The sequence below is a fragment of the Bradyrhizobium sp. ORS 86 genome, from assembly GCF_045571475.1.
In the GTDB taxonomy this organism is placed as follows: domain Bacteria; phylum Pseudomonadota; class Alphaproteobacteria; order Rhizobiales; family Xanthobacteraceae; genus Bradyrhizobium.
Genome location: NZ_CP120699.1, coordinates 3,704,719 through 3,722,868 on the forward strand (window position 1 = coordinate 3,704,719; position 18,150 = coordinate 3,722,868).

14 protein-coding genes are annotated in these 18,150 nt (G+C 65.2%); 9 read left to right on the plus strand and 5 right to left on the minus strand.

Going from position 1 to position 18,150, the window contains the following annotated elements; all coding sequences use genetic code 11:
* Positions 1 to 5 precede the first annotated feature (5 nt).
* The 8 genes from nuoL (at position 6) to mtnK (ending at position 9,746) form a co-directional block, all read left to right on the plus strand.
* Complete coding sequence (nuoL, locus tag P6U25_RS17085) at positions 6 to 2,078, plus strand: NADH-quinone oxidoreductase subunit L (protein WP_407152281.1); 2,073 nt, start codon at positions 6 to 8, stop codon at positions 2,076 to 2,078.
* Entirely contained in the window at positions 2,079 to 3,593 is a 1,515-nt protein-coding gene (locus tag P6U25_RS17090) for an NADH-quinone oxidoreductase subunit M (protein ID WP_407152282.1), read from the plus strand.
* A 10-nt stretch (positions 3,594 to 3,603) separates the two neighbouring features.
* Positions 3,604 to 5,040, plus strand: coding sequence for an NADH-quinone oxidoreductase subunit NuoN (nuoN, locus tag P6U25_RS17095; RefSeq protein WP_407152283.1), 1,437 nt, complete (start codon positions 3,604 to 3,606; stop codon positions 5,038 to 5,040).
* 61 nt (positions 5,041 to 5,101) lie between these two features.
* Positions 5,102 to 5,905, plus strand: a complete 804-nt coding sequence (locus tag P6U25_RS17100) for a biotin--[acetyl-CoA-carboxylase] ligase (RefSeq protein WP_407152544.1) — start codon at positions 5,102 to 5,104, stop codon at positions 5,903 to 5,905.
* Positions 5,905 to 7,578: a ribonuclease J gene (locus P6U25_RS17105; RefSeq protein WP_407152284.1), complete on the plus strand. Its 1,674-nt coding sequence runs from the start codon at positions 5,905 to 5,907 to the stop codon at positions 7,576 to 7,578. The genes P6U25_RS17100 and P6U25_RS17105 overlap by 1 nt, the downstream gene beginning before the upstream one ends.
* A 91-nt stretch (positions 7,579 to 7,669) precedes the next feature.
* The gene (gene mce, locus P6U25_RS17110; RefSeq protein ID WP_407152285.1) at positions 7,670 to 8,074 is read left to right on the plus strand and encodes a methylmalonyl-CoA epimerase; all 405 of its coding nucleotides are present in this window, start codon (positions 7,670 to 7,672) and stop codon (positions 8,072 to 8,074) included.
* 6 nt (positions 8,075 to 8,080) lie between these two features.
* A complete protein-coding gene (locus P6U25_RS17115; RefSeq protein ID WP_407152286.1) occupies positions 8,081 to 8,365 on the plus strand; it encodes a DUF1467 family protein in 285 nt (94 codons plus the stop codon).
* A 76-nt stretch (positions 8,366 to 8,441) separates the two neighbouring features.
* A complete protein-coding gene (gene mtnK / locus P6U25_RS17120) occupies positions 8,442 to 9,746 on the plus strand; it encodes an S-methyl-5-thioribose kinase (RefSeq protein WP_407152287.1) in 1,305 nt (434 codons plus the stop codon).
* 388 nt (positions 9,747 to 10,134) lie between these two features.
* Here the strand turns inward: mtnK and P6U25_RS17125 are convergent, their stop codons facing one another.
* A complete protein-coding gene (locus tag P6U25_RS17125) occupies positions 10,135 to 10,575 on the minus strand; it encodes a hypothetical protein (protein WP_407152288.1) in 441 nt (146 codons plus the stop codon).
* A gap of 9 nt (positions 10,576 to 10,584) precedes the next feature.
* Here P6U25_RS17125 and P6U25_RS17130 point away from each other — a divergent pair, with 9 nt between their 5' ends.
* Positions 10,585 to 13,512, plus strand: coding sequence for an autotransporter domain-containing protein (locus P6U25_RS17130; RefSeq protein WP_407152289.1), 2,928 nt, complete (start codon positions 10,585 to 10,587; stop codon positions 13,510 to 13,512).
* A 370-nt stretch (positions 13,513 to 13,882) separates the two neighbouring features.
* Here P6U25_RS17130 and P6U25_RS17135 read toward each other — a convergent pair whose 3' ends face one another.
* The 4 genes from P6U25_RS17135 to P6U25_RS17150 all read right to left on the minus strand — a co-directional run bounded on the left by P6U25_RS17135 (position 13,883) and on the right by P6U25_RS17150 (position 17,991).
* The gene (locus P6U25_RS17135; RefSeq protein WP_407152290.1) at positions 13,883 to 14,920 is read right to left on the minus strand and encodes an ABC transporter permease; all 1,038 of its coding nucleotides are present in this window, start codon (positions 14,918 to 14,920) and stop codon (positions 13,883 to 13,885) included.
* Positions 14,921 to 14,929: 9 nt separating this feature from the next.
* On the minus strand, positions 14,930 to 16,432 hold the full coding sequence (locus P6U25_RS17140; RefSeq protein WP_407152291.1) for a sugar ABC transporter ATP-binding protein: 1,503 nt from the start codon (positions 16,430 to 16,432) through the stop codon (positions 14,930 to 14,932).
* Between the two features lie 9 nt (positions 16,433 to 16,441).
* The gene (locus P6U25_RS17145) at positions 16,442 to 17,464 is read right to left on the minus strand and encodes a sugar ABC transporter substrate-binding protein (protein ID WP_407152292.1); all 1,023 of its coding nucleotides are present in this window, start codon (positions 17,462 to 17,464) and stop codon (positions 16,442 to 16,444) included.
* 119 nt (positions 17,465 to 17,583) lie between these two features.
* On the minus strand, positions 17,584 to 17,991 hold the full coding sequence (locus tag P6U25_RS17150) for a globin (protein WP_407152293.1): 408 nt from the start codon (positions 17,989 to 17,991) through the stop codon (positions 17,584 to 17,586).
* Positions 17,992 to 18,150: the final 159 nt, after the last annotated feature.

Consider the following 18,150-nt stretch of genomic DNA (forward strand, 5'->3'; position numbering starts at 1 on the left):
CAGTTATGGTACAGGCAATCGTATTCCTGCCTTTGCTGGGCGCCATCCTCGCAGGGATCATTTCGCTGGTCGGTGCGCATGCGCGCAATCCGAGCGGCGACATCGTCGAGCATCATGACGATGCACATGGCGATGCTCATGCCGCGGCGGCTCACGTCGAACACGGCCATGACGATCATGGTCACGACGACCACCATGTCTCGGACCCGCCAGCCGCCGGATCGCGGCTGGCCGAGCTGATCACCACCGGCCTCTTGTTCGTATCGGCGGCGCTGTCATGGTTCGCGCTCGTTGACGTCGGCTTCATGCACCATGACGCCCGCGTCGTGCTGCTGCCCTGGATCACCTCGGGCGACCTGCAGGTGGCCTGGACGCTGCGGGCCGACACGCTGACCGCAGTGATGCTGGTCGTGGTCAACACGGTGTCGGCGCTCGTTCACCTCTATTCCATCGGCTACATGGACGAAGACCCGAACCGGCCGCGCTTCTTCGGCTATCTCAGCCTGTTCACCTTCGCGATGCTGATGCTGGTGACCTCGGACAACCTCGTGCAGCTATTCTTCGGCTGGGAGGGCGTCGGTCTGGCGAGCTATCTGTTGATCGGCTTCTGGTATCAGAAGCCGTCGGCGAACGCCGCGGCGATCAAGGCCTTCGTGGTCAACCGCGTCGGCGATTTCGGCTTCGCGCTCGGCATCTTCGCGATCTTCGCGCTGGTGGGCTCGACCGATTTCGAAACCATCTTCCATACGGCGCCCGGGCTGACCGGCAAGACCATCGACTTCTTCGGCTGGCATGCCGATGCGCTGACGCTGACCTGCCTTCTGCTGTTCATGGGCGCGATGGGCAAGTCGGCGCAGTTCCTGCTGCACACCTGGTTGCCGGATGCGATGGAAGGCCCGACCCCGGTGTCGGCGCTGATCCATGCCGCGACCATGGTCACCGCCGGCGTCTTCATGGTGGCGCGCCTGTCGCCGCTGTTCGAGCTGTCGCCGACCGCGCAAGCCGTTGTGATGTTCTTCGGCGCGACCACCGCATTCTTCGCTGCGACCGTCGGTCTGGTGCAGAACGACATCAAGCGCATCGTCGCCTACTCGACCTGTTCGCAGCTCGGCTACATGTTCGTGGCGATGGGGGCGGGGGCCTATTCGGTCGGCATGTTCCACCTGTTCACGCACGCCTTCTTCAAGGCGCTGCTGTTCCTAGGATCAGGTTCGGTGATCTACGCGATGCATCACGAGCAGGACATCCGCAACATGGGCGGGCTGTGGCGCAAGATCCCGTACACCTTCGCGGTAATGTGCATCGGCACGCTGGCGCTGACCGGTTTCCCGCTGTTTGCAGGCTACTTTTCCAAGGACGCGATCATCGAGTCGGCCTATGCCGCGCATAATCCGATGGCGAGCTATGCCTATCTGCTGACGATCGCGGCCGCCGGCCTGACCTCGTTCTATTCCTGGCGCCTGATCTTCAAGACCTTCTTCGGCGAGCCGCACGACCACAAGCACTACGAGGCGGCGCATGAGAGCCCGATGTGGATGCTGGTGCCGATCGGCGTGCTGGCGGCCGGATCGATCCTGGCGGGCCTGCCGTTCAAGGAGCTGTTCGCCAGCCCCCACGGTGTCGAGGAGTTCTTCCGCGAGTCCGTGAAGATGAACCCGCATATCCTCGAGGACATGGAGCACATCCCGGGTTGGCTCGCGCCGCTGCCCACCGTCATGATGGTGATCGGCCTGTTCATCTCCTACATGTTCTACATCCGCAGGCCGTACCTGCCGGAAGAGCTCGCGAACCAGCAGCCGATGCTGTACCAGTTCCTGCTCAACAAATGGTACTTTGACGAGCTATACGACCTGATCTTCGTTCGCCCGGCGAAGTGGATCGGCTACACGCTCTGGAAGAAGGGCGACGGCTTCATCATCGACGGCTTCGGTCCCGACGGAGTCTCGGCCCGCGTGCTCGACGTCACCCGTAACGTCGTCAAACTGCAGACCGGCTACCTCTATCACTACGCCTTTGCGATGCTGATCGGGGCTGCCGGATTGATCACCTGGTTCATGTTCGGCTTGGGAGGCCAGTAAATGACAACCTGGCCAATCCTCTCCGTCACGACCTTCCTGCCGACCGTCGGCGCGATCCTGGTCTATCTGCTGGCGCGGGGCGGCGACGAGACCGCCAACCGCACGGCGCGCTGGATCGCGCTGTGGACGACAGTGATCACCTTCGTGATCTCGCTGATCCTGGTGGCGCGCTTTGATCCGACGCAGACCGACTTCCAGTTCGTCGAGAAGGCGTCCTGGCTTGCCACCGGCATCACCTATCACATGGGTGTCGACGGCATTTCGCTCCCGCTGCTGATCCTCACCACGGCAATCATGCCGCTGTGCATCATCGCGAGCTGGCGGGCGATCACGAGCCGGGTCGGCGAATACATGATGGCGTTCCTGATCCTGGAAACGCTGATGGTCGGCACCTTCTCGGCGCTAGATCTCGTGCTGTTCTACCTGTTCTTCGAAGGCGGCCTGATCCCGATGTTCCTGATCATCGGCGTCTGGGGCGGTCCGCGCCGGGTCTACGCGTCGTTCAAGTTCTTCCTCTACACGCTGCTCGGCTCGGTGCTGATGCTGCTTGCCATCATGGCGCTGTACTGGAACGCCGGCACGACTGATATCCCGACCCTGATGCAGACCGCGGTGCCGCGCGGCATGCAGACCTGGGCGTGGCTCGCCTTCTTCGCCTCGTTCGCGGTGAAGATGCCGATGTGGCCGGTGCATACCTGGTTGCCGGACGCGCACGTCGAGGCGCCGACGGCGGGCTCGGTGGTGCTGGCTGCGATCCTTCTGAAGATGGGCGGCTACGGCTTCCTGCGCTTCTCGCTGCCGATGTTCCCGCTGGCCTCGCATGACTTCGCGCCGTTCGTGTTCACGTTGTCCGTCATCGCCATCATCTACACCTCGCTGGTGGCGCTGATGCAGGAGGACATGAAGAAGCTGATCGCGTACTCGTCGGTCGCGCATATGGGCTTCGTCACCATGGGCATCTTCGCGGTCACGACGCAGGGTGTTGCAGGGGGCATGTTCCAGATGGTGTCGCACGGCATCGTCTCCGGCGCGCTCTTCCTCTGCGTCGGCGTGGTCTACGACCGCATGCATTCCCGTGAGATCGCGACCTATGGCGGCCTGGTGAATCGGATGCCGCTCTACGCGATGACGTTCATGATCTTCACCATGGCCAATGTCGGCCTGCCCGGCACCTCCGGATTCGTCGGCGAGTTCATGACGCTGCTCGGCACCTTCAAGGTCTCGCTGCCGACCGCGTTCTTCGCCACCACTGGCGTGATCCTGTCGGCGGCCTATGCGCTCTGGCTCTACCGCAAGGTGGTGTTCGGCGCCCTGGTCAAGCCGGCGCTGATGTCGATCAAGGATCTCACCTTCCGTGAGTGCGTGACGCTGTTCCCGTTGATCGCGCTGACCATCCTGTTCGGCGTCTATCCGAAGCCGGTGCTCGACATGTCGGCGGCCTCGGTCCAGCAACTCGTCAACAACTACAATACCGCCGTGACTGCCGTGAAGGCAGCCTCGCTGGTCGTGAAGTAAGGCCGCCGCCATGAGCTTTTCCAGTGCAGGTTATCAGTTGCAGCCGGTGCTGCCGGAGCTGGTGCTCGCGGTCGGCGCCATGGTGCTGTTGATGATCGGAGCCTATCGCGGGCAGGGGACGACGCGGCTGGTCACGGCGCTTGCCGTGTGCCTGCTGATCCTGACCGGCCTGTTGGAAGTGTGGCTGCCGGCCGGCAAGCTTGTCACCTTCGGCGGCAGCTTCATCGTCGACGATTTCGCCCGCTTCCTGAAGGTCCTGGCGCTGATCGGCTCGGCCGCGACCCTGCTCCTGGCGACCGAGTTCCTCTCGCAGCCGACCGGTCGTACCTTCGAGTTCTCCATCCTGGTGCTGCTGTCGACGCTCGGCATGATGGTGCTGATCTCCGCCGGCGACCTGATCTCGCTTTATCTCGGCCTCGAGCTGATGAGTCTCGCGCTCTATGTCGTCGCCGCGAGCCAGCGCGACAATGCCAAGTCGAGCGAGGCCGGCCTCAAGTATTTCGTGCTCGGCGCGCTGTCGTCGGGCATGCTGCTCTATGGCGCCTCGCTGATCTACGGCTTCACCGGCACGGTCAGCTTCGCCGGGATCGCCGCCGCGGCGACCACGGGCAGCATCGGCATCGTGTTCGGCCTCGTCTTCCTGCTCGTCGGCCTCTGCTTCAAGGTGTCGGCGGTGCCGTTCCACATGTGGACACCGGACGTCTATGAGGGCGCCCCGACGCCGGTGACGGCGTTCTTTGCGTCCGCGCCGAAGGTCGCCGCGCTAGCCGTGTTCACGCGCGCGACGCTCACCGCGTTCCCCGGCATCGTCACCGAGTGGCAGCAGATCCTGGTGTTCGTGTCGATCGCCTCGATGGCGCTGGGCTCGTTCGCGGCGATCGGCCAGACCAACATCAAGCGGCTGATGGCCTATTCGTCGATCGGCCACATGGGCTTTGCCCTGGTCGGGCTCGCTTCGGGCACGGTCGAGGGCGCGCAGGGCGTGCTGGTCTATATCGCGATCTATGTGGCGATGACGCTCGGTTCCTTCGCGATCATCCTGGCGATGAAGCGCAACGGCCAAGCGGTCGAGCAGATCAGCGATTTCGCCGGCCTGTCGCGCACCAATCCGCTGCTCGCCTTCTTCTTCGCGATGCTGCTGTTCTCGCTTGCCGGCATCCCGCCGCTCGCCGGCTTCTTCGCCAAGTGGTACGTCTTCGTCGCCGCGATCAAGGCCAACCTGTTCACGCTCGCGGTGATCGGCGTGCTGACCAGCGTGGTGGGCGCGTTCTACTACCTGTCGATCGTCAAGGTGATGTACTTCGATCAGCCGATCAGCAAGCTCGATCCGATCCGCGTCGAGGTGCGCATCGTGCTGGCGGTGGCGGGCATCTTCAATATCTTCTTCTTCGCCTATCCGGGGCCGCTCGTCAGCATGGCATCGGCGGCGGCGAAGTCGCTGTTTTAACGCGCATGATCCCGAAACGTGGAGGCTGGTTTTGGGAGATGATCATGTGCAAGACTTCAAAATGACCTTCACGCTCGGACCCCGGGCCATTGCGGCGGGCTACAAGCTCGCCGCCTTCGATCGGATCGGCTCGACCAACGCCGAGGCGCTCCAGCGCGCCCGCGACGGCGAGCGCGGGCCGATGTGGTTCGTGACCCCCGAGCAGACCGCGGGACGCGGTCGGCGCCAGCGCGCCTGGGTCGCGCCGCGCGGCAATCTCGCCAGCAGTGTCCTCGAGGTGATGGACGTCCAGCCCGCGATCGCGGCGACGCTCGGCTTCGCTGCCGGACTGTCGCTGGAGGCGGCGCTGCAAAAGGTCAGCATCGAGGCGGCGCTGCGGCTCGGGCGGAGCCCGGCATACACCCTGAAATGGCCGAACGACGTGCTGGCGGACGGCAGGAAACTGTCGGGCATCCTGCTGGAGGCCGAAGGACTCGGCGATCGCCTCGCGGTCGTCGTCGGGATCGGCACCAACGTGGTGGCGGCGCCCGAGGGCACCCCGACACCGGCCGTATCGCTGACGGCGCTCGGCGTCCAGATCGGTGCCGAGGAGCTGTTCGCAGCGCTGTCGGACGCCTGGGTCGAGTTTCGCGGCATCTGGGACAACGGCCGGGGCTTTGCCGAAATCCGCCGGCTGTGGTTGGAGCGCGCCGCCGGCCTGGGCGGCAAGGTCGCGATCCAGACCGGGACCGCGGCGCTGGAGGGGACCTTCGACACCATCGACGATACCGGCTGCCTGATCGTCCGCACCGCCGACGGCCAGCGTACGCCCGTGACGGCTGGCGAGGTCTATTTCGGCAACGCAGCCTCGGTGAGGGCGAACTGATGGCGCGCCCGGACGAACTGACCTTTGCGCCGCTCGGCGGCGTCGGCGAGATCGGCATGAACCTGTCGATCTACGGCCTCGGCAATCGGCATCAGCGATCCTTCCTCGCGGTCGATCTCGGCGTCTCCTTCGGCGATGAGGAGCATCTGCCCGGCATCGACCTGATCATGCCGGACATCCGCTTCCTGGAGAAGGAGCGCAACAATCTGATGGGCCTGGTGCTCACGCACGCCCATGAGGACCATTTCGGCGCCATCATCGATCTCTGGCCGAGGCTCGGCTGCAAGATCTACGCGACGCAGTTCAGCGCGTCGCTGTTCGAGGCCAAATGTGCCGCCGAGCGCAATCCGCCAAGGATTCCCATCACGGTGATCCCGTCGGGCGGCCGGGTCGACATCGGCCCGTTCAATGTCGAGTTCATTCCGGTTGCGCATTCGATTCCGGAGTCGCATGCGCTCGCGATCAAGACCGAGGTCGGCACCGTCTTGCACACCGGCGACTGGAAGATCGACCCGACCCCGATCATCGGGCTGCCGACCGATGAACGGCGGCTGCGCGAACTGGGCGACGAGGGCGTGCTGGCGCTGGTCGGCGATTCCACCAATGCCGTGCGCGACGGGCGTTCGCCGTCTGAGACCGAGGTTGCCGCCACGATCAAGAAGCTGGTCGGGGCGGCCAAGGGGCGGGTGGCTGTCACCACCTTCGCCTCCAACGTCGCACGCATGAAAGCGGTCGCCGACGCCGCCAAGGCTGCCGAGCGCGAGGTGGTCGTGGTCGGTCGCGCCATGGAGCGGGCAGTGCAGGTGGCGCGCGAGTGCGGCTATCTCGACGGCGTGCAGAACTTCCGCAGCACCGAGGTCTATGGTCACTTCCCGCCGGACAAGGTGCTGGCGTTGTGCACTGGCAGCCAGGGCGAGCCACGCGCGGCGCTGGCGCGGATCGCCAATGACGATCATCCGCAGATCACCCTCAACAAGGGCGACACCGTGATCTTCTCCTCGCGCACCATCCCCGGCAACGAGAAGGCGGTGGGCAGCATCATCAACGGGCTGGTCGAGCAGGGTGTGGAGATCATTACCGACCGCGACCATCTGGTGCACGTCTCCGGCCATCCGCGCCGCGAGGAACTGCGCGACATGATCTCCTGGGTGCGGCCGCAACTGCTGATCCCCGTGCACGGCGAGGCCCTGCATCTGGCCGAGCACGCCAAGCTGGCGCGCGCCGCAGGCGTCCCGAAGGTCCTGACCTGCCGCAACGGCGATATGGTCAAGCTCGGCCCTGGCGATCCCGGCATCATTGGCGAAGTGCCGGCCGGCCGGCTCTACAAAGACGGGAGCATCTTGGAGGACTCGAAGTCGCGCGCGGTGGTGGAGCGGCGGCGAATGGGATTTGCCGGCTGCGCCTTCGTTGCCATCGCGATGACCGAGCAGGGCGAGCTTGCCGACGACCCCGAGGTTGATCTCGTCGGCATGCCGGAGAAGAATGCCGCGGGCGAAATGCTCGACGACATCGTGTTCGATGTCGTGGTATCGACGATCGAAGGCTTGCCGCGGCCGCGGCGGCGCGATCCGGATGCGCTGGCGGAATCGGTGCGCCGTGCGGTGCGGGCGTTGCTGAACGAGCAATGGGGCAAGAAGCCGATCTGCCTTGTGCACGTTCTGACGGTCGGTTGAGTTGGTGCGGCAACCGAGGTTCACCTCTTCCCATCGGGGAGAGGCGAAGCGAATTCGCCGCCGTGGCGCGCGAGTACAAAGGGAGAGAAGCATGCTGGGCCGGCTCAATCACGTCGCCATCGCGGTCAAGGACGCCAAGAAGGCGGCAAAGATATACGGCACGGCATTCAATGCCGAGATTTCCGACGCCGTGCCGCTGCCGGAGCACGGCGTCATCACCGTGTTCGTGACGCTGCCGAACACCAAGATCGAGTTCATCGAGCCGCTGGGTGAGGCCTCGCCGATCGCAAAGTTCGTCGAGCGCAACGCCGACGGCGGCATCCACCATGTCTGCTACGACGTGCCCGACATCATCGCCGCCCGCGACCGTCTCGTCGCCGAGGGCGCGCGCGTGCTCGGCGACGGCCAGCCGAAGATCGGCGCCCACGGCAAGCCGGTGTTGTTCTTCCACCCCAAGGACTTCTCGGGCGCCTTGGTCGAGATCGAACAGGCCTGAGGCCGCATGGCGTACCAGATCTCCACGGGGCTTGCGATCTACTTCGTCCTTTGGTGGGTCGTGCTGTTCTTGACGCTGCCGTTCGGCGTGCGCAGCCAGCATGAGGACGGCATTGCTGCGCCCGGCACCGATCCCGGCGCGCCGGTGCTGGCGCGGATGGGCCGCAAGCTGCTTTGGACCACGCTGCTCTCGGCCGTGATCTTCACGATCGGGATGTGGGCCTATTACGCGGGCTATCTCTCGATCGAGCGGCTGTCGAGCCTGATGGGGATGCCGGCGTTCCACAACTGACAGGAAAAGGCCGGATCGGCCGAAGTGGGAGCGAGGATCAACCTCGCCCTGCGACATTCTGGAGGAGGCGACCACGATGAACCTGCAGGCACAACCAGGCTCCGGGCAGAGCCAATATCGAATCCTGCGCGAGGCCGATCTGCGGGACTACCTCGCGGGCTTGCCCGCGATCGTCGCGCACCTCGGCGCAGCGCCGGCCGATTGGTTGATCAGCGAGGTCGGCGATGGCAATCTGAACCTCGTCTTCATCGTCAAGGGCACGCGCGGCGGCATCGCCGTCAAGCAGGCGCTGCCCTATGTGCGCCTGGTCGGCGAGAGCTGGCCGCTGCCGCTCTCCCGCGCCCACTACGAGCACCTGGCGTTGGTGCATCAGGCGCGGCTGGCGCCGAAGCTGGTGCCGTCGGTGCTGCATCATGACGGCCCGCTCGCGCTCACCGCAATGGAGTTGCTCGAGCCGCATATCATCATGCGCAAGGGCTTGGTTGGCGCCACGCGCTACCCGCGCTTCGTCGAGGACATCTCGACCTTCCTCGCCCAGACTCTGTTCTTTTCGTCTGACCTTGCGCTGTCGGCCGCGGAGAAGAAGGAGGGGATCGCTGATTTCGCTGGCAACCACGCGCTCTGCAAGATCACCGAGGATCTGATCTTCACCGATCCCTACCGTATCGCCGAGCAGAACCGCTGGACCGCGCCCTACCTCGATGCGGCCGCGGCTGCCTTCCGCGACGATCTCGACCTGCATGTCGCGATCTCGCGGCTCAAGCTGAAGTTCATGGCGAGCCCCGAGGCGCTGATCCATGGCGACCTGCATACCGGCTCGATCATGGTCACCGAGCGGGAAACGCGGGTGATCGATCCCGAATTCGCTTTCTACGGACCGATGGGTTTCGATCTTGGCGCCGTGATCGGCAATCTCCTGATGGCCTACCTGGCCTCGGCCGGGCACGAACGTTCGGCCGGCGAGCGCGCCTCGTTCGAGGCCTGGCTGTTGGAGACGATCGAGGGCGTCTGGACCGAGTTTGCCCGGAAATTCCTTGCGCTGTGGCGCAACGACGCCAAGGGCGACGGTTATCCGGCATCACTGTTCGCAGGCGAGGCGGGCGCCGCGCGGCTGGAGGCGGAGCGGCAGGCTTACATGGCGCGGCTATTCCAGGACACAGTTGGCTTCGCGGCGGCCAAGACCATCCGCCGCATCCTTGGCCTCGCGCACAATATCGATTTCGAGTGGATCGCAGACGAGAAACAGCGCGCGATCTGTGAGGCGCGGGCGCTCAGGCTCGCACGCAACATGATGCTCGAGACGCCGTCGTTCACGACGATTGGCGCAGTCACCGCGGCGGCCCGAGAGGCGCGCAACTGGCAGCCGGAGTTTGCGGGATAGCTGGCCCCCGAAACGTCCGGAGGGCCGCTTCCGAAAAATCCGAAACTGTTCTCGCGGTATCCCGGGACAATGGGAAGCGCGAGGCGGTTCAACGCACACCCATATTTCGCTTGGGCGCGCACGAGTGGTGTTTGTAGGACGCACTCGCTGAACGACAGTCGCCGAACGGCGCTTACTTTCTTGCCTGATCTCACGCCGAACGCGTAGTGATGCAGCGTGAATGGGGCTGCATCGCCAAGACGCGATGCTGCAACCGGCGGGCTCGGTCCTTCCAGCGTGTTGCGCGCATGCGGTGGAACAGGAAGTCCCGCCGGCGGAATGAGCGGGTGGGCAAATGGGACAGTCCTTCGGGCGCGGCCTCACGTCGATGTCGGCGGGTGCAGCATCGTTAGTCCTGGTCACCCAGCTCTGTTGCTTGCCGGTCGCGCCGGCGCTCGCTGATGGCGGTCGGGGCGGCGACGCCCATCACGGTTCTCCTGTCGGCGTCGGCATAGGCGGCGCGGGCGGGGCGGATGGCGTGGCGGGAGACGCTGGCTCGGATGCCGCCGCCAACACCGCTAGCGGCGGTGGAGGTGGTGGCGGCGGCGGTGCTGGAGGGGCGGCCGGTGGACTGGGCGGACATGGAGATACTGTTGGCTCGCTTGGCGCAGTCGGCGGCGACGGTGGCGCGGGTGGAGCTGGAGGGTCCAATACACAATCGATCTCTCAAATCGACAACGCTGCGCCGATCGTCGGAGGCGTCGGCCAGACTGGCGGCGCCGGCGGCAACTCGAACGGCGGTTCTGGCGCCGACGGCGGGGGTGGCGGTGGCGGCGGATCGGGTGGGCATGCCCTGGTCGTGACCGGAGCCGCCGCGAGTTCGAACGGCTCGGCGCTAACGGGCGGCGTCGGCGGAGCGGGCGGCTCTGGCGGCACAGGCGCTGCTACAGGTGGCAACGGCGGCAATGGCGGCGATGGCGGGGCCGGCCTCAAGCTCGGCGGTTCGGGGATCGTCTTCACCAACACCGGCACCATCCAAGGAGGTCTGGGCGGTATCGGCGGGCTCGGGGCCAATGGCAGTGGCAGAGGCGGCATTGGTGGCAATGGCGGAGCCGGCGGCGTGGGCGTCCTCGACGTCGCTTCGCATGCCGTGTTGATCAACGCCGGTGTGATCCGCGGTGGCGATGGCAGTATTGGCGGTCTGGGCGGCAGCGGTATTGAAAACGGCGCGTCCGGCGCGGTGGGTGCAGGCGGGATCGGTATTTCGGGAGCCGATCTTACCGTGATCAACAGCGGCACGATCTCCGGCGGACGTGGCAATCTCGGCGCTGGCGCCCAGGCCAATGCAGTCGTCTTCACCGGCGGCACCAATATCCTGGAGATTCAGGCAGGCGCGAGTTTCGCCGGCAATGTTGTCGCCTTCAGCAGCGCCGATACGTTGCGGCTCGGCGGCGCGACCGACGCCACTTTCGACGTCTCGCAGCTCGGTTCGCTCTATCAGGGTTTCGGCGTGTTCCGGAAGACCGGCACCAGCACCTGGACGCTTCTGGGTTCGACGGCAGCCCTCACGCCGTGGAGCATAGACCAGGGCGTCTTGTCGATTTCATCGGACGCGGCTCTCGGCAGCGTCTCGGGAAAGCTGAGCTTTAATGGCGGCGTCTTGCAGACGACTTCCGCCATCTCGACCACACGCGATGTCGCGCTGAACTCCGGCGGCGGCACCTTCCAGGCCGATGCCGACCTGACACTCGGTGGCGCGATCTCGGGCCAGGGCTCCCTCACCAAGACCGGTGCAGGTACGCTGGTCCTCACCGGCTCCGGCACCTATCAGGGAGCGACGGCCGTCAATGCTGGCAGGCTGCAGGCGGGCGCGGCCAATAGCTTCTCAGCCGGCAGTGCCTTTACGGTGGCGAGCGGAGCGGTCCTCGATCTCAACAGCTTCAACCAGACCGTCGGTTCGCTGGCCGGTGCCGGCGCAGTCGCGCTCGGTTCGGCGACGTTGACGACCGGTGGCGACGGCACCAGCACCACGTTTTCCGGCAGTATCTCCGGGAGCGGCGGGCTGACCAAGAGCGGCGCGGGCACGTTGGTTCTCACCGGGAGCAGCGGCTATACGGGCGCGACCAACGTCAATGGCGGCGTGCTGCAGGTCGATGGCGCTATCACAAGCTCCTCAGCGGTCAACGTCGGCGCCGGCGGCACTTTGACCGGCACGGGTCTTGTCGATCCTCCGAACACGGTGAGCATTGGCTCCGGCGCGACGCTCGCGCCCGGCAATGCCACGCCGGGGTCGTCGATGACGATCGCCGGCAATCTCGCCTTTCAGTCCGGCGCGCTGTACGTGGTCAATCTCAATCCGGCAACCGCGTCCTTCGCCAACGTCACCGGCACGGCAGCGCTCGGCGGGGCGACCGTCAATGCGATCTTCGCCAATGGCAGCTACGTCGCTAAGCAGTACTCCATTCTGACGGCGAGCGGCGGCGTCAGCGGGACCTTCGCCGGCCCGGTCAATACCAATCTGCCTGCGGGATTCAGCTCCTCCCTCAGCTACGACGGTAACCACGCCTTCCTCAATTTGGCGCTGAACTTCACCGGTCTCACCATTCCCGGCGGATTGAACGCCAATCAGCAGGCCGTTGGAAATGCGCTCTCCGATTCCTTCGCCAGCGTCGGTACGATTCCGCTTGTCTTCGGTGCGCTCACGCCGGCAGGGCTGACGCAAGCCTCCGGCGAGCTCGCAACCGGCTCCCAGCAGACAACGTTCGATGCGATGAACCTGTTTGTCGGGTTGCTGACTGACCCCTTCATGGCGCGCAACGGAGGCAACGGCTCCGCGGGCGGCGCCACCGGTTATGCGGAAGATGCCTATGCGGCGGCGAGCCGGCGGACCGATGCCTTCGCGATGGTCACCAAGGCGCCGCCGCGCCTGGCGGTCGAGCCGCGCTGGAGTGTATGGGTCTCCGGCTTCGGCGGCTCGCAATCGACCGACGGCAATGCCGCAATCGGCTCGAACAACACGACGAGCCGCATCTATGGAACGGCGGTCGGCGTCGATTATCTGATCTCACCGAACACGCTGGCGGGTTTTGCGCTGGCCGGTGGCGGCACCAATTTCAGCGTCAACGGTCTCGGCTCCGGCCGCTCCGACCTGTTCCAGGCCGGTGCATACGTCCGCCACACCAACGGCCCGACCTATCTCACCGCCGCGCTCGCCTATGGCTGGCAGGATATCACCACCGATCGCTTCATGACGATCGCGGGCGTCGATCATCTGCGCGCGGAGTTCAACGCCAACGCCTGGTCCGGCCGCATCGAGGGCGGCTACCGCTTCGTGTTGCCATGGGCGGGCGGCATCGGGATCACGCCTTACGCCGCAGGCCAGTTCACCAGCTTTGAGCTGCCGGGCTACGCGGAGACGGCTGTCTCCGGTGCGAGCGCCTTTGCATTGGCTTACAACGCCAAGAGCGTCACCGACAGCCGCAGCGAACTCGGCCTGCGCGCCGACAGGTCCTTCGCGATGCAGGACGGCATCTTGACGCTGCGCGGCCGCGCCGCCTGGGCGCATGATTTCAATCCGGATCGCTCGATCGCTGCGACCTTCCAGACGCTGCCGGGCGCGAGCTTCATCGTCAACGGCGCCGCGCAAGCGTTCGATTCCGCGCTCGCCACCGCATCCGCTGAGATGAAGTGGATCAACGGCTGGTCGGCCGCCGCGACCTTCGAAGGCGAGTTCTCGAACGTGACGCAGAGCTACGCCGGCAAAGGCACGCTGCGGTACACCTGGTAGGCAGTGCCGCCAAGCCCAGTCTCGCCGGGGCGAGCACGTATAAGCCGTAACCCATCGCGCAGGGAAAGCCGGAGTGTTTCCGGTTTCACCTGTGGTCCTACCCCCGGTGCTTTTTTGTTGCACCGGGCCTATCGGTGCGATCGGCACCCGGCTTTCCCTGCGCCTCTACGAGAGGAGGGCGGAATGAAGAGCAAAGCTCGGGCAATTCATGTCGCGAGAATACGGAGCTGCGTCCGCAACTACACCTGTCATCGCCCGGCCCGACCGGGCGATCCAGTACGCCGCGGCCTCTCGGCTCAAGCCCCGACGTCTCTGGAATACTGGATCACCCGCCTTCGCGGGTGATGACATCGATAGCGCGTCCGCGCCCTCACTCCGCTGCCCGCTCGCGCAGCCGCTGCGCATAGACGTTGATGATCAGGGCGGCGAGCAGGATCAGACCGCGGATAAGGATCTTCAGGAAGCTGTCGATGTTGACATGGTCGAGGCCGTTGTTGAGCACGCCGAGCACGAACAGGCCGACGATGGTGTTACCGATGCCGCCGCGGCCGCCGAACAGGCTGGTGCCGCCGACCACCACGGCCGCGATCGAGTCCAGGAGATAGGTGTCGAACTCGTTCTGCTGTGCGCTGCCGAAATGCGCCACTCCGAGCATGCCGCCGATCCCCGAGCAGACCGCCGAGATCACCATCACGCTGCCGAGGATCAGCTTGACGTTGAGGCCGGAAAACTCCGCGGCCTCGCGATTGCCGCCGACCATATAGACGTAGCGGCCGAACCGCGTGTAGGTCAGCACCAGATGGCCGCCGAGCAGCATCACGGCGGCAACGATCACGATCCAGGGGATGCCGCCGATCGAACCGGAGCCGAGCGTCGTGATCAGGTCCGGCACCTTGTAGGCGATCTGGCCGCGCACCAGCAGCGCCGAGACGCCGGCGGCGATCTGCATCATCGCCAGAGTCATGATGAAGGAGGGGATGCCGATCATGGTCAGCCCCAGCGCATTGACGACGCCGAGCAGCGCACACAGCGCCAACGCCAGCAGGATCGCGGCCCAGCCGGGCATCGGAACGTTGGCGATGTTGACGTAGGACTCCTGCAGCGTGAAGTAGGCGACCGCGATGCCGGTCACATTGGCGATGCTGGCGATCGAGAGGTCGATCTCGGCGCACAGGATGACGAAGGTGAGGCCGACCGCGATGATGCCGGTCACCGAGACTTGCGTGAGGATGTTGCCGACATTGTCGAGTGTCGCAAACGACGGGCTCGCGATGGCAAAGAATGCGCTGAGAAAGATCAGCGTCAGGAACGGCGCGATGTTGCGCATCTGCGAGCGCAGGAAGGGCGCCAGCCCGCGCGACCGCTGGTGATCCCCTCGCGCTGTCGCGCTGTCAGTGCTTGTCATCATGTATCCCCGTCACGCCGCTTCCAACAGGCGGTCCTTGCTCACCGCCTCGCCGGCAAATTCTCGCACCACCGCGCCCCGCTTCAGGACCAGGATCCGGTCGGCCAGCGACAGCACCGTCTCCGGCTCCGTCGACAGTACGATGATTGCGAGCCCCTTGGCTCTGAGGTCGCGGACGATGTTGATCACGTCATTCTTGGCGCCGACATCCATGCCGCGGGTCGGCTCGCACAACACCAACAGGCGAGGCGGGTAGGTCAGCCATTTCGCCAGCGCCACTTTCTGCTGGTTGCCGCCGGAGAGCATGCCGAGGTCGAGGCCGACGACCGGCGGCCGGATCTGCAATTGCTCGACCTGCCGCTGCGCGATCGTGCGCTCGCGGACCGGCTTGAGCAGCAGGGCGGAGATCCGGTCGAGAATGCTGATCGAGACGTTCTTGTAGACCGGCTCCTGGTGGAACAGCATCGCGCGCCGGCTTTCCGGCACCAGCGCGACACCGGCACGCCGCGCCGCTGCGGTGCTGCGGAGCGTCTTGGCGACGCCGTCGACCACCAGCCTGCCGCCGTCCGGCCGCAGCTTGCCGAACAGGATGCGCGACAGCTCCAACTGGCCGCAACCCATGAAGCCGTAGATTCCGAGCACCTCGCCGGCGCGGGCCTCGAACGAGACGTCCTGGAGGCTGCGGCCGAGCGAGAGCTGGTCGACCTTCAGGACCACCGAGCCGACGCCCGATTGCGGCAGCATCAGGTCATCGGTGTAGCTGTGCTCCAGCACTTCGCCGCCGCGGCCGATCATGGCCTCGATCAGGGCGCCCTTGGTGGTGCTGGCGGAGGCGGTCTCTGCAACTTTCCGCCCGTTCCGGAACACGGTCACGGTGTCGGAGACACGCAGGATGTCTTCGATGAAATGCGAGATGAAGACGATGCTGGTGCCTTCGTCGCGCAGCCTGCGCAGCGTCGCAAACAGACGCTCGACCTCGGGCGGGGAAAGCGCCGAGGTCGGCTCGTCCAGGATGACGATGCGCGCGCCGGAGAACAGCACGCGGGCGATCTCGATCAATTGCTGCAAGCCGATCGGCAGGTCGCCGAGCCGGCTCATCGGATCGACGTCGATGCCGAAGCGGGCGAGCTGCTCGCCGGCCTCGCGCGCCATGCGGCGCCATTGCACCAGCCCGAGCCGGTTGGTCGGCTGGTTGCCGAGGAAGACGTTCTCGGCCACCGTCAGGTCGGGCGCGACGCTGAGCTCCTGATGTACCATAGCGATGCCGGCTGCGTGCGCGTCGCGGGCCGAGTGGAAGCGGGTCTCCTTGCCATCCAGCATGAAGCGGCCGGAGAACTCCGGATGCACGCCGGCGATGATCTTCATCAGCGTGCTTTTCCCGGCGCCGTTTTCGCCGACGAGGCCATGGATCTCGCCGGCATAGAGCGAAAAGTCCACCCCACGAAGGGCTTCGACACCGCCGAAGGCCTTCGTGATCTGGTTCAACTCGAGGATCGGGGAACGTCCCTGCGACATGAGGGCCGCTCAGATCAGGAAGTGGTCCTCCATCCATTGCATGCCGGGGGCGTTGGCCTTGGTCACCACGGGGCCATCAGTCACGACGTTCTTCGGGATGCCCTGGCCGCTCTTCTCGCCGCTGACGACGGCGGCGACGCCTGCGATGATGGCGCCGCCATGGATGCGGCAGGATGGATTGCGGACGGTGGCAAACATCCGGCCCTCGCTGACAGCCTGGATCGCCGGCGGCATGGCGTCGACGCCGCCGATCAGGATGTTGGTGCGGTTGTGCGCCTTCATGATGTTGTAGGCGGCGAGCGCCATGTCGTCATTGTGGAAGAAGGCCGCGTCGATCTGCGGGTATTTGGTCAGATAGGTTTCCCAGAGGCGGGCGGTCTTGGAGACGTCCCAGTCGGCGGGCTGGGTGTCCAGCACCTCGATGTTCGGGAATTGCTTGATCACCGAGTTGAAGCCCTTGGCGCGGCCCTGCGCACCGGTGTGGCCGAGCGCGCCCTGGGTCATGATCATCTTGCCCTTGCCGCCGATCGCGTTGCACAGCGCCTGCGTCACCGAAGCGCCCATGAACTCGTTATCGGGGGCGAGGAAGGAGTGGACGTTAATTTGATCGAGCGGAGCAATCAGCGTGTCCATGTCGATCACGGGAATGCCGGCGTCGATCATCTTCTGCACGGGCTGGGTGAGGGTGCCGATGCCGAACGCCTGGATCGCGACGAAATCCCATTTCTGCGATGCCATATTGTCGATCGCGGCGCGTTGCTTGACGGCGTCGAGCTGGCCGTCGAACCAAGTGACCTCGACGTTGAACAGCTTGCCCCAGAACTCGGCCGCCTTCTTGCCCTGCGCGCACCACGTCGCCTGCAATCCGGCGTTGGAAAATGCGGCCTTCAGCGGCTTTTCCGAGCGGCCCATCTCGGCGGCAAGCGCCGGGTTGACGCCCATTCCACCGAACAATGCGGCTGCCGCCCCACCGGCTGCCGCCATCTGCAGAAGATCGCGTCGTGTCGTCGGAGTTTTATCCATCCCTGGCATTGGTGTTTGCTCCCTCTTTCATTTTTCTGGCCGTCGGCATCAGTTGCACGCGCCGCGGATAAAGGGAGTGTGTCACAATCGGAACGGCGACGCTACGCCCTCGCGGTGACGCGATGTTGCTAACCCGGCTGCTGCCGAACGACGGCCTCGAGGTCGCAGAGCAGCTTGTGCCACGCAGCATCGATCTCGTCAGACCATTGCTCGCCGAGAAGCTCGCGCAGGGTTGCGGCAATTACGCCGAAGAATGCGACGAACAGCTCGCGCGGCGTACCGTAGGCATCATGCGAGGACACCTCGCATTCGATCAGCCGGAAATGTCCGGTGCGCTCGCCGGCAAAGTCGAGGAGAGCCTCGATCGTGAGCGACAGCATCGAGCCCCTCACCGGCTCGCTGCCTTCGCTGCGAAACATCACCTGCGCCTCGGGGTGTTCGCGAAACAGGCGGCGATAGACCAGCGGCGTGAGATCATCGCAGGCCGCGGCGGCGAGCTCGAAGCTGTGTTCGATCGGGTTCGTTGATGAGGTCATTGCCGGTTGCGATCATCACACAAAAAAAGAGCAGGGCTCCGAGCCCTGCTCCAAAAATTGTGTCGACCCTATTGCCCCAAAAATACGATTTGATCTTGATTGATGGGGTGGCGCTGCTTGTGCGCGCCGGGCTCCTCCCGAGACTTGGACCACCAAGAC

What these genes read in the sequence shown, in the direction of transcription:
- nuoL (WP_407152281.1), top strand. Translation starts at nt 6, where the DNA reads ATGGTACAGGCAATCGTATTCCTGCCTTTGCTGGGCGCCATCCTCGCA.
- P6U25_RS17090 (WP_407152282.1), top strand. Translation starts at nt 2,079, where the DNA reads ATGACAACCTGGCCAATCCTCTCCGTCACGACCTTCCTGCCGACCGTC.
- nuoN (WP_407152283.1), top strand. Translation starts at nt 3,604, where the DNA reads ATGAGCTTTTCCAGTGCAGGTTATCAGTTGCAGCCGGTGCTGCCGGAG.
- P6U25_RS17100 (WP_407152544.1), top strand. Translation starts at nt 5,102, where the DNA reads ATGACCTTCACGCTCGGACCCCGGGCCATTGCGGCGGGCTACAAGCTC.
- P6U25_RS17105 (WP_407152284.1), top strand. Translation starts at nt 5,905, where the DNA reads ATGGCGCGCCCGGACGAACTGACCTTTGCGCCGCTCGGCGGCGTCGGC.
- mce (WP_407152285.1), top strand. Translation starts at nt 7,670, where the DNA reads ATGCTGGGCCGGCTCAATCACGTCGCCATCGCGGTCAAGGACGCCAAG.
- P6U25_RS17115 (WP_407152286.1), top strand. Translation starts at nt 8,081, where the DNA reads ATGGCGTACCAGATCTCCACGGGGCTTGCGATCTACTTCGTCCTTTGG.
- mtnK (WP_407152287.1), top strand. Translation starts at nt 8,442, where the DNA reads ATGAACCTGCAGGCACAACCAGGCTCCGGGCAGAGCCAATATCGAATC.
- P6U25_RS17125 (WP_407152288.1), bottom strand. Translation starts at nt 10,575, where the DNA reads ATGCCCACCCGATCCGCCGCCACCGCCACCCCCGCCGTCGGCGCCAGA.
- P6U25_RS17135 (WP_407152290.1), bottom strand. Translation starts at nt 14,920, where the DNA reads ATGATGACAAGCACTGACAGCGCGACAGCGCGAGGGGATCACCAGCGG.
- P6U25_RS17140 (WP_407152291.1), bottom strand. Translation starts at nt 16,432, where the DNA reads ATGTCGCAGGGACGTTCCCCGATCCTCGAGTTGAACCAGATCACGAAG.
- P6U25_RS17145 (WP_407152292.1), bottom strand. Translation starts at nt 17,464, where the DNA reads ATGCCAGGGATGGATAAAACTCCGACGACACGACGCGATCTTCTGCAG.
- P6U25_RS17150 (WP_407152293.1), bottom strand. Translation starts at nt 17,991, where the DNA reads ATGACCTCATCAACGAACCCGATCGAACACAGCTTCGAGCTCGCCGCC.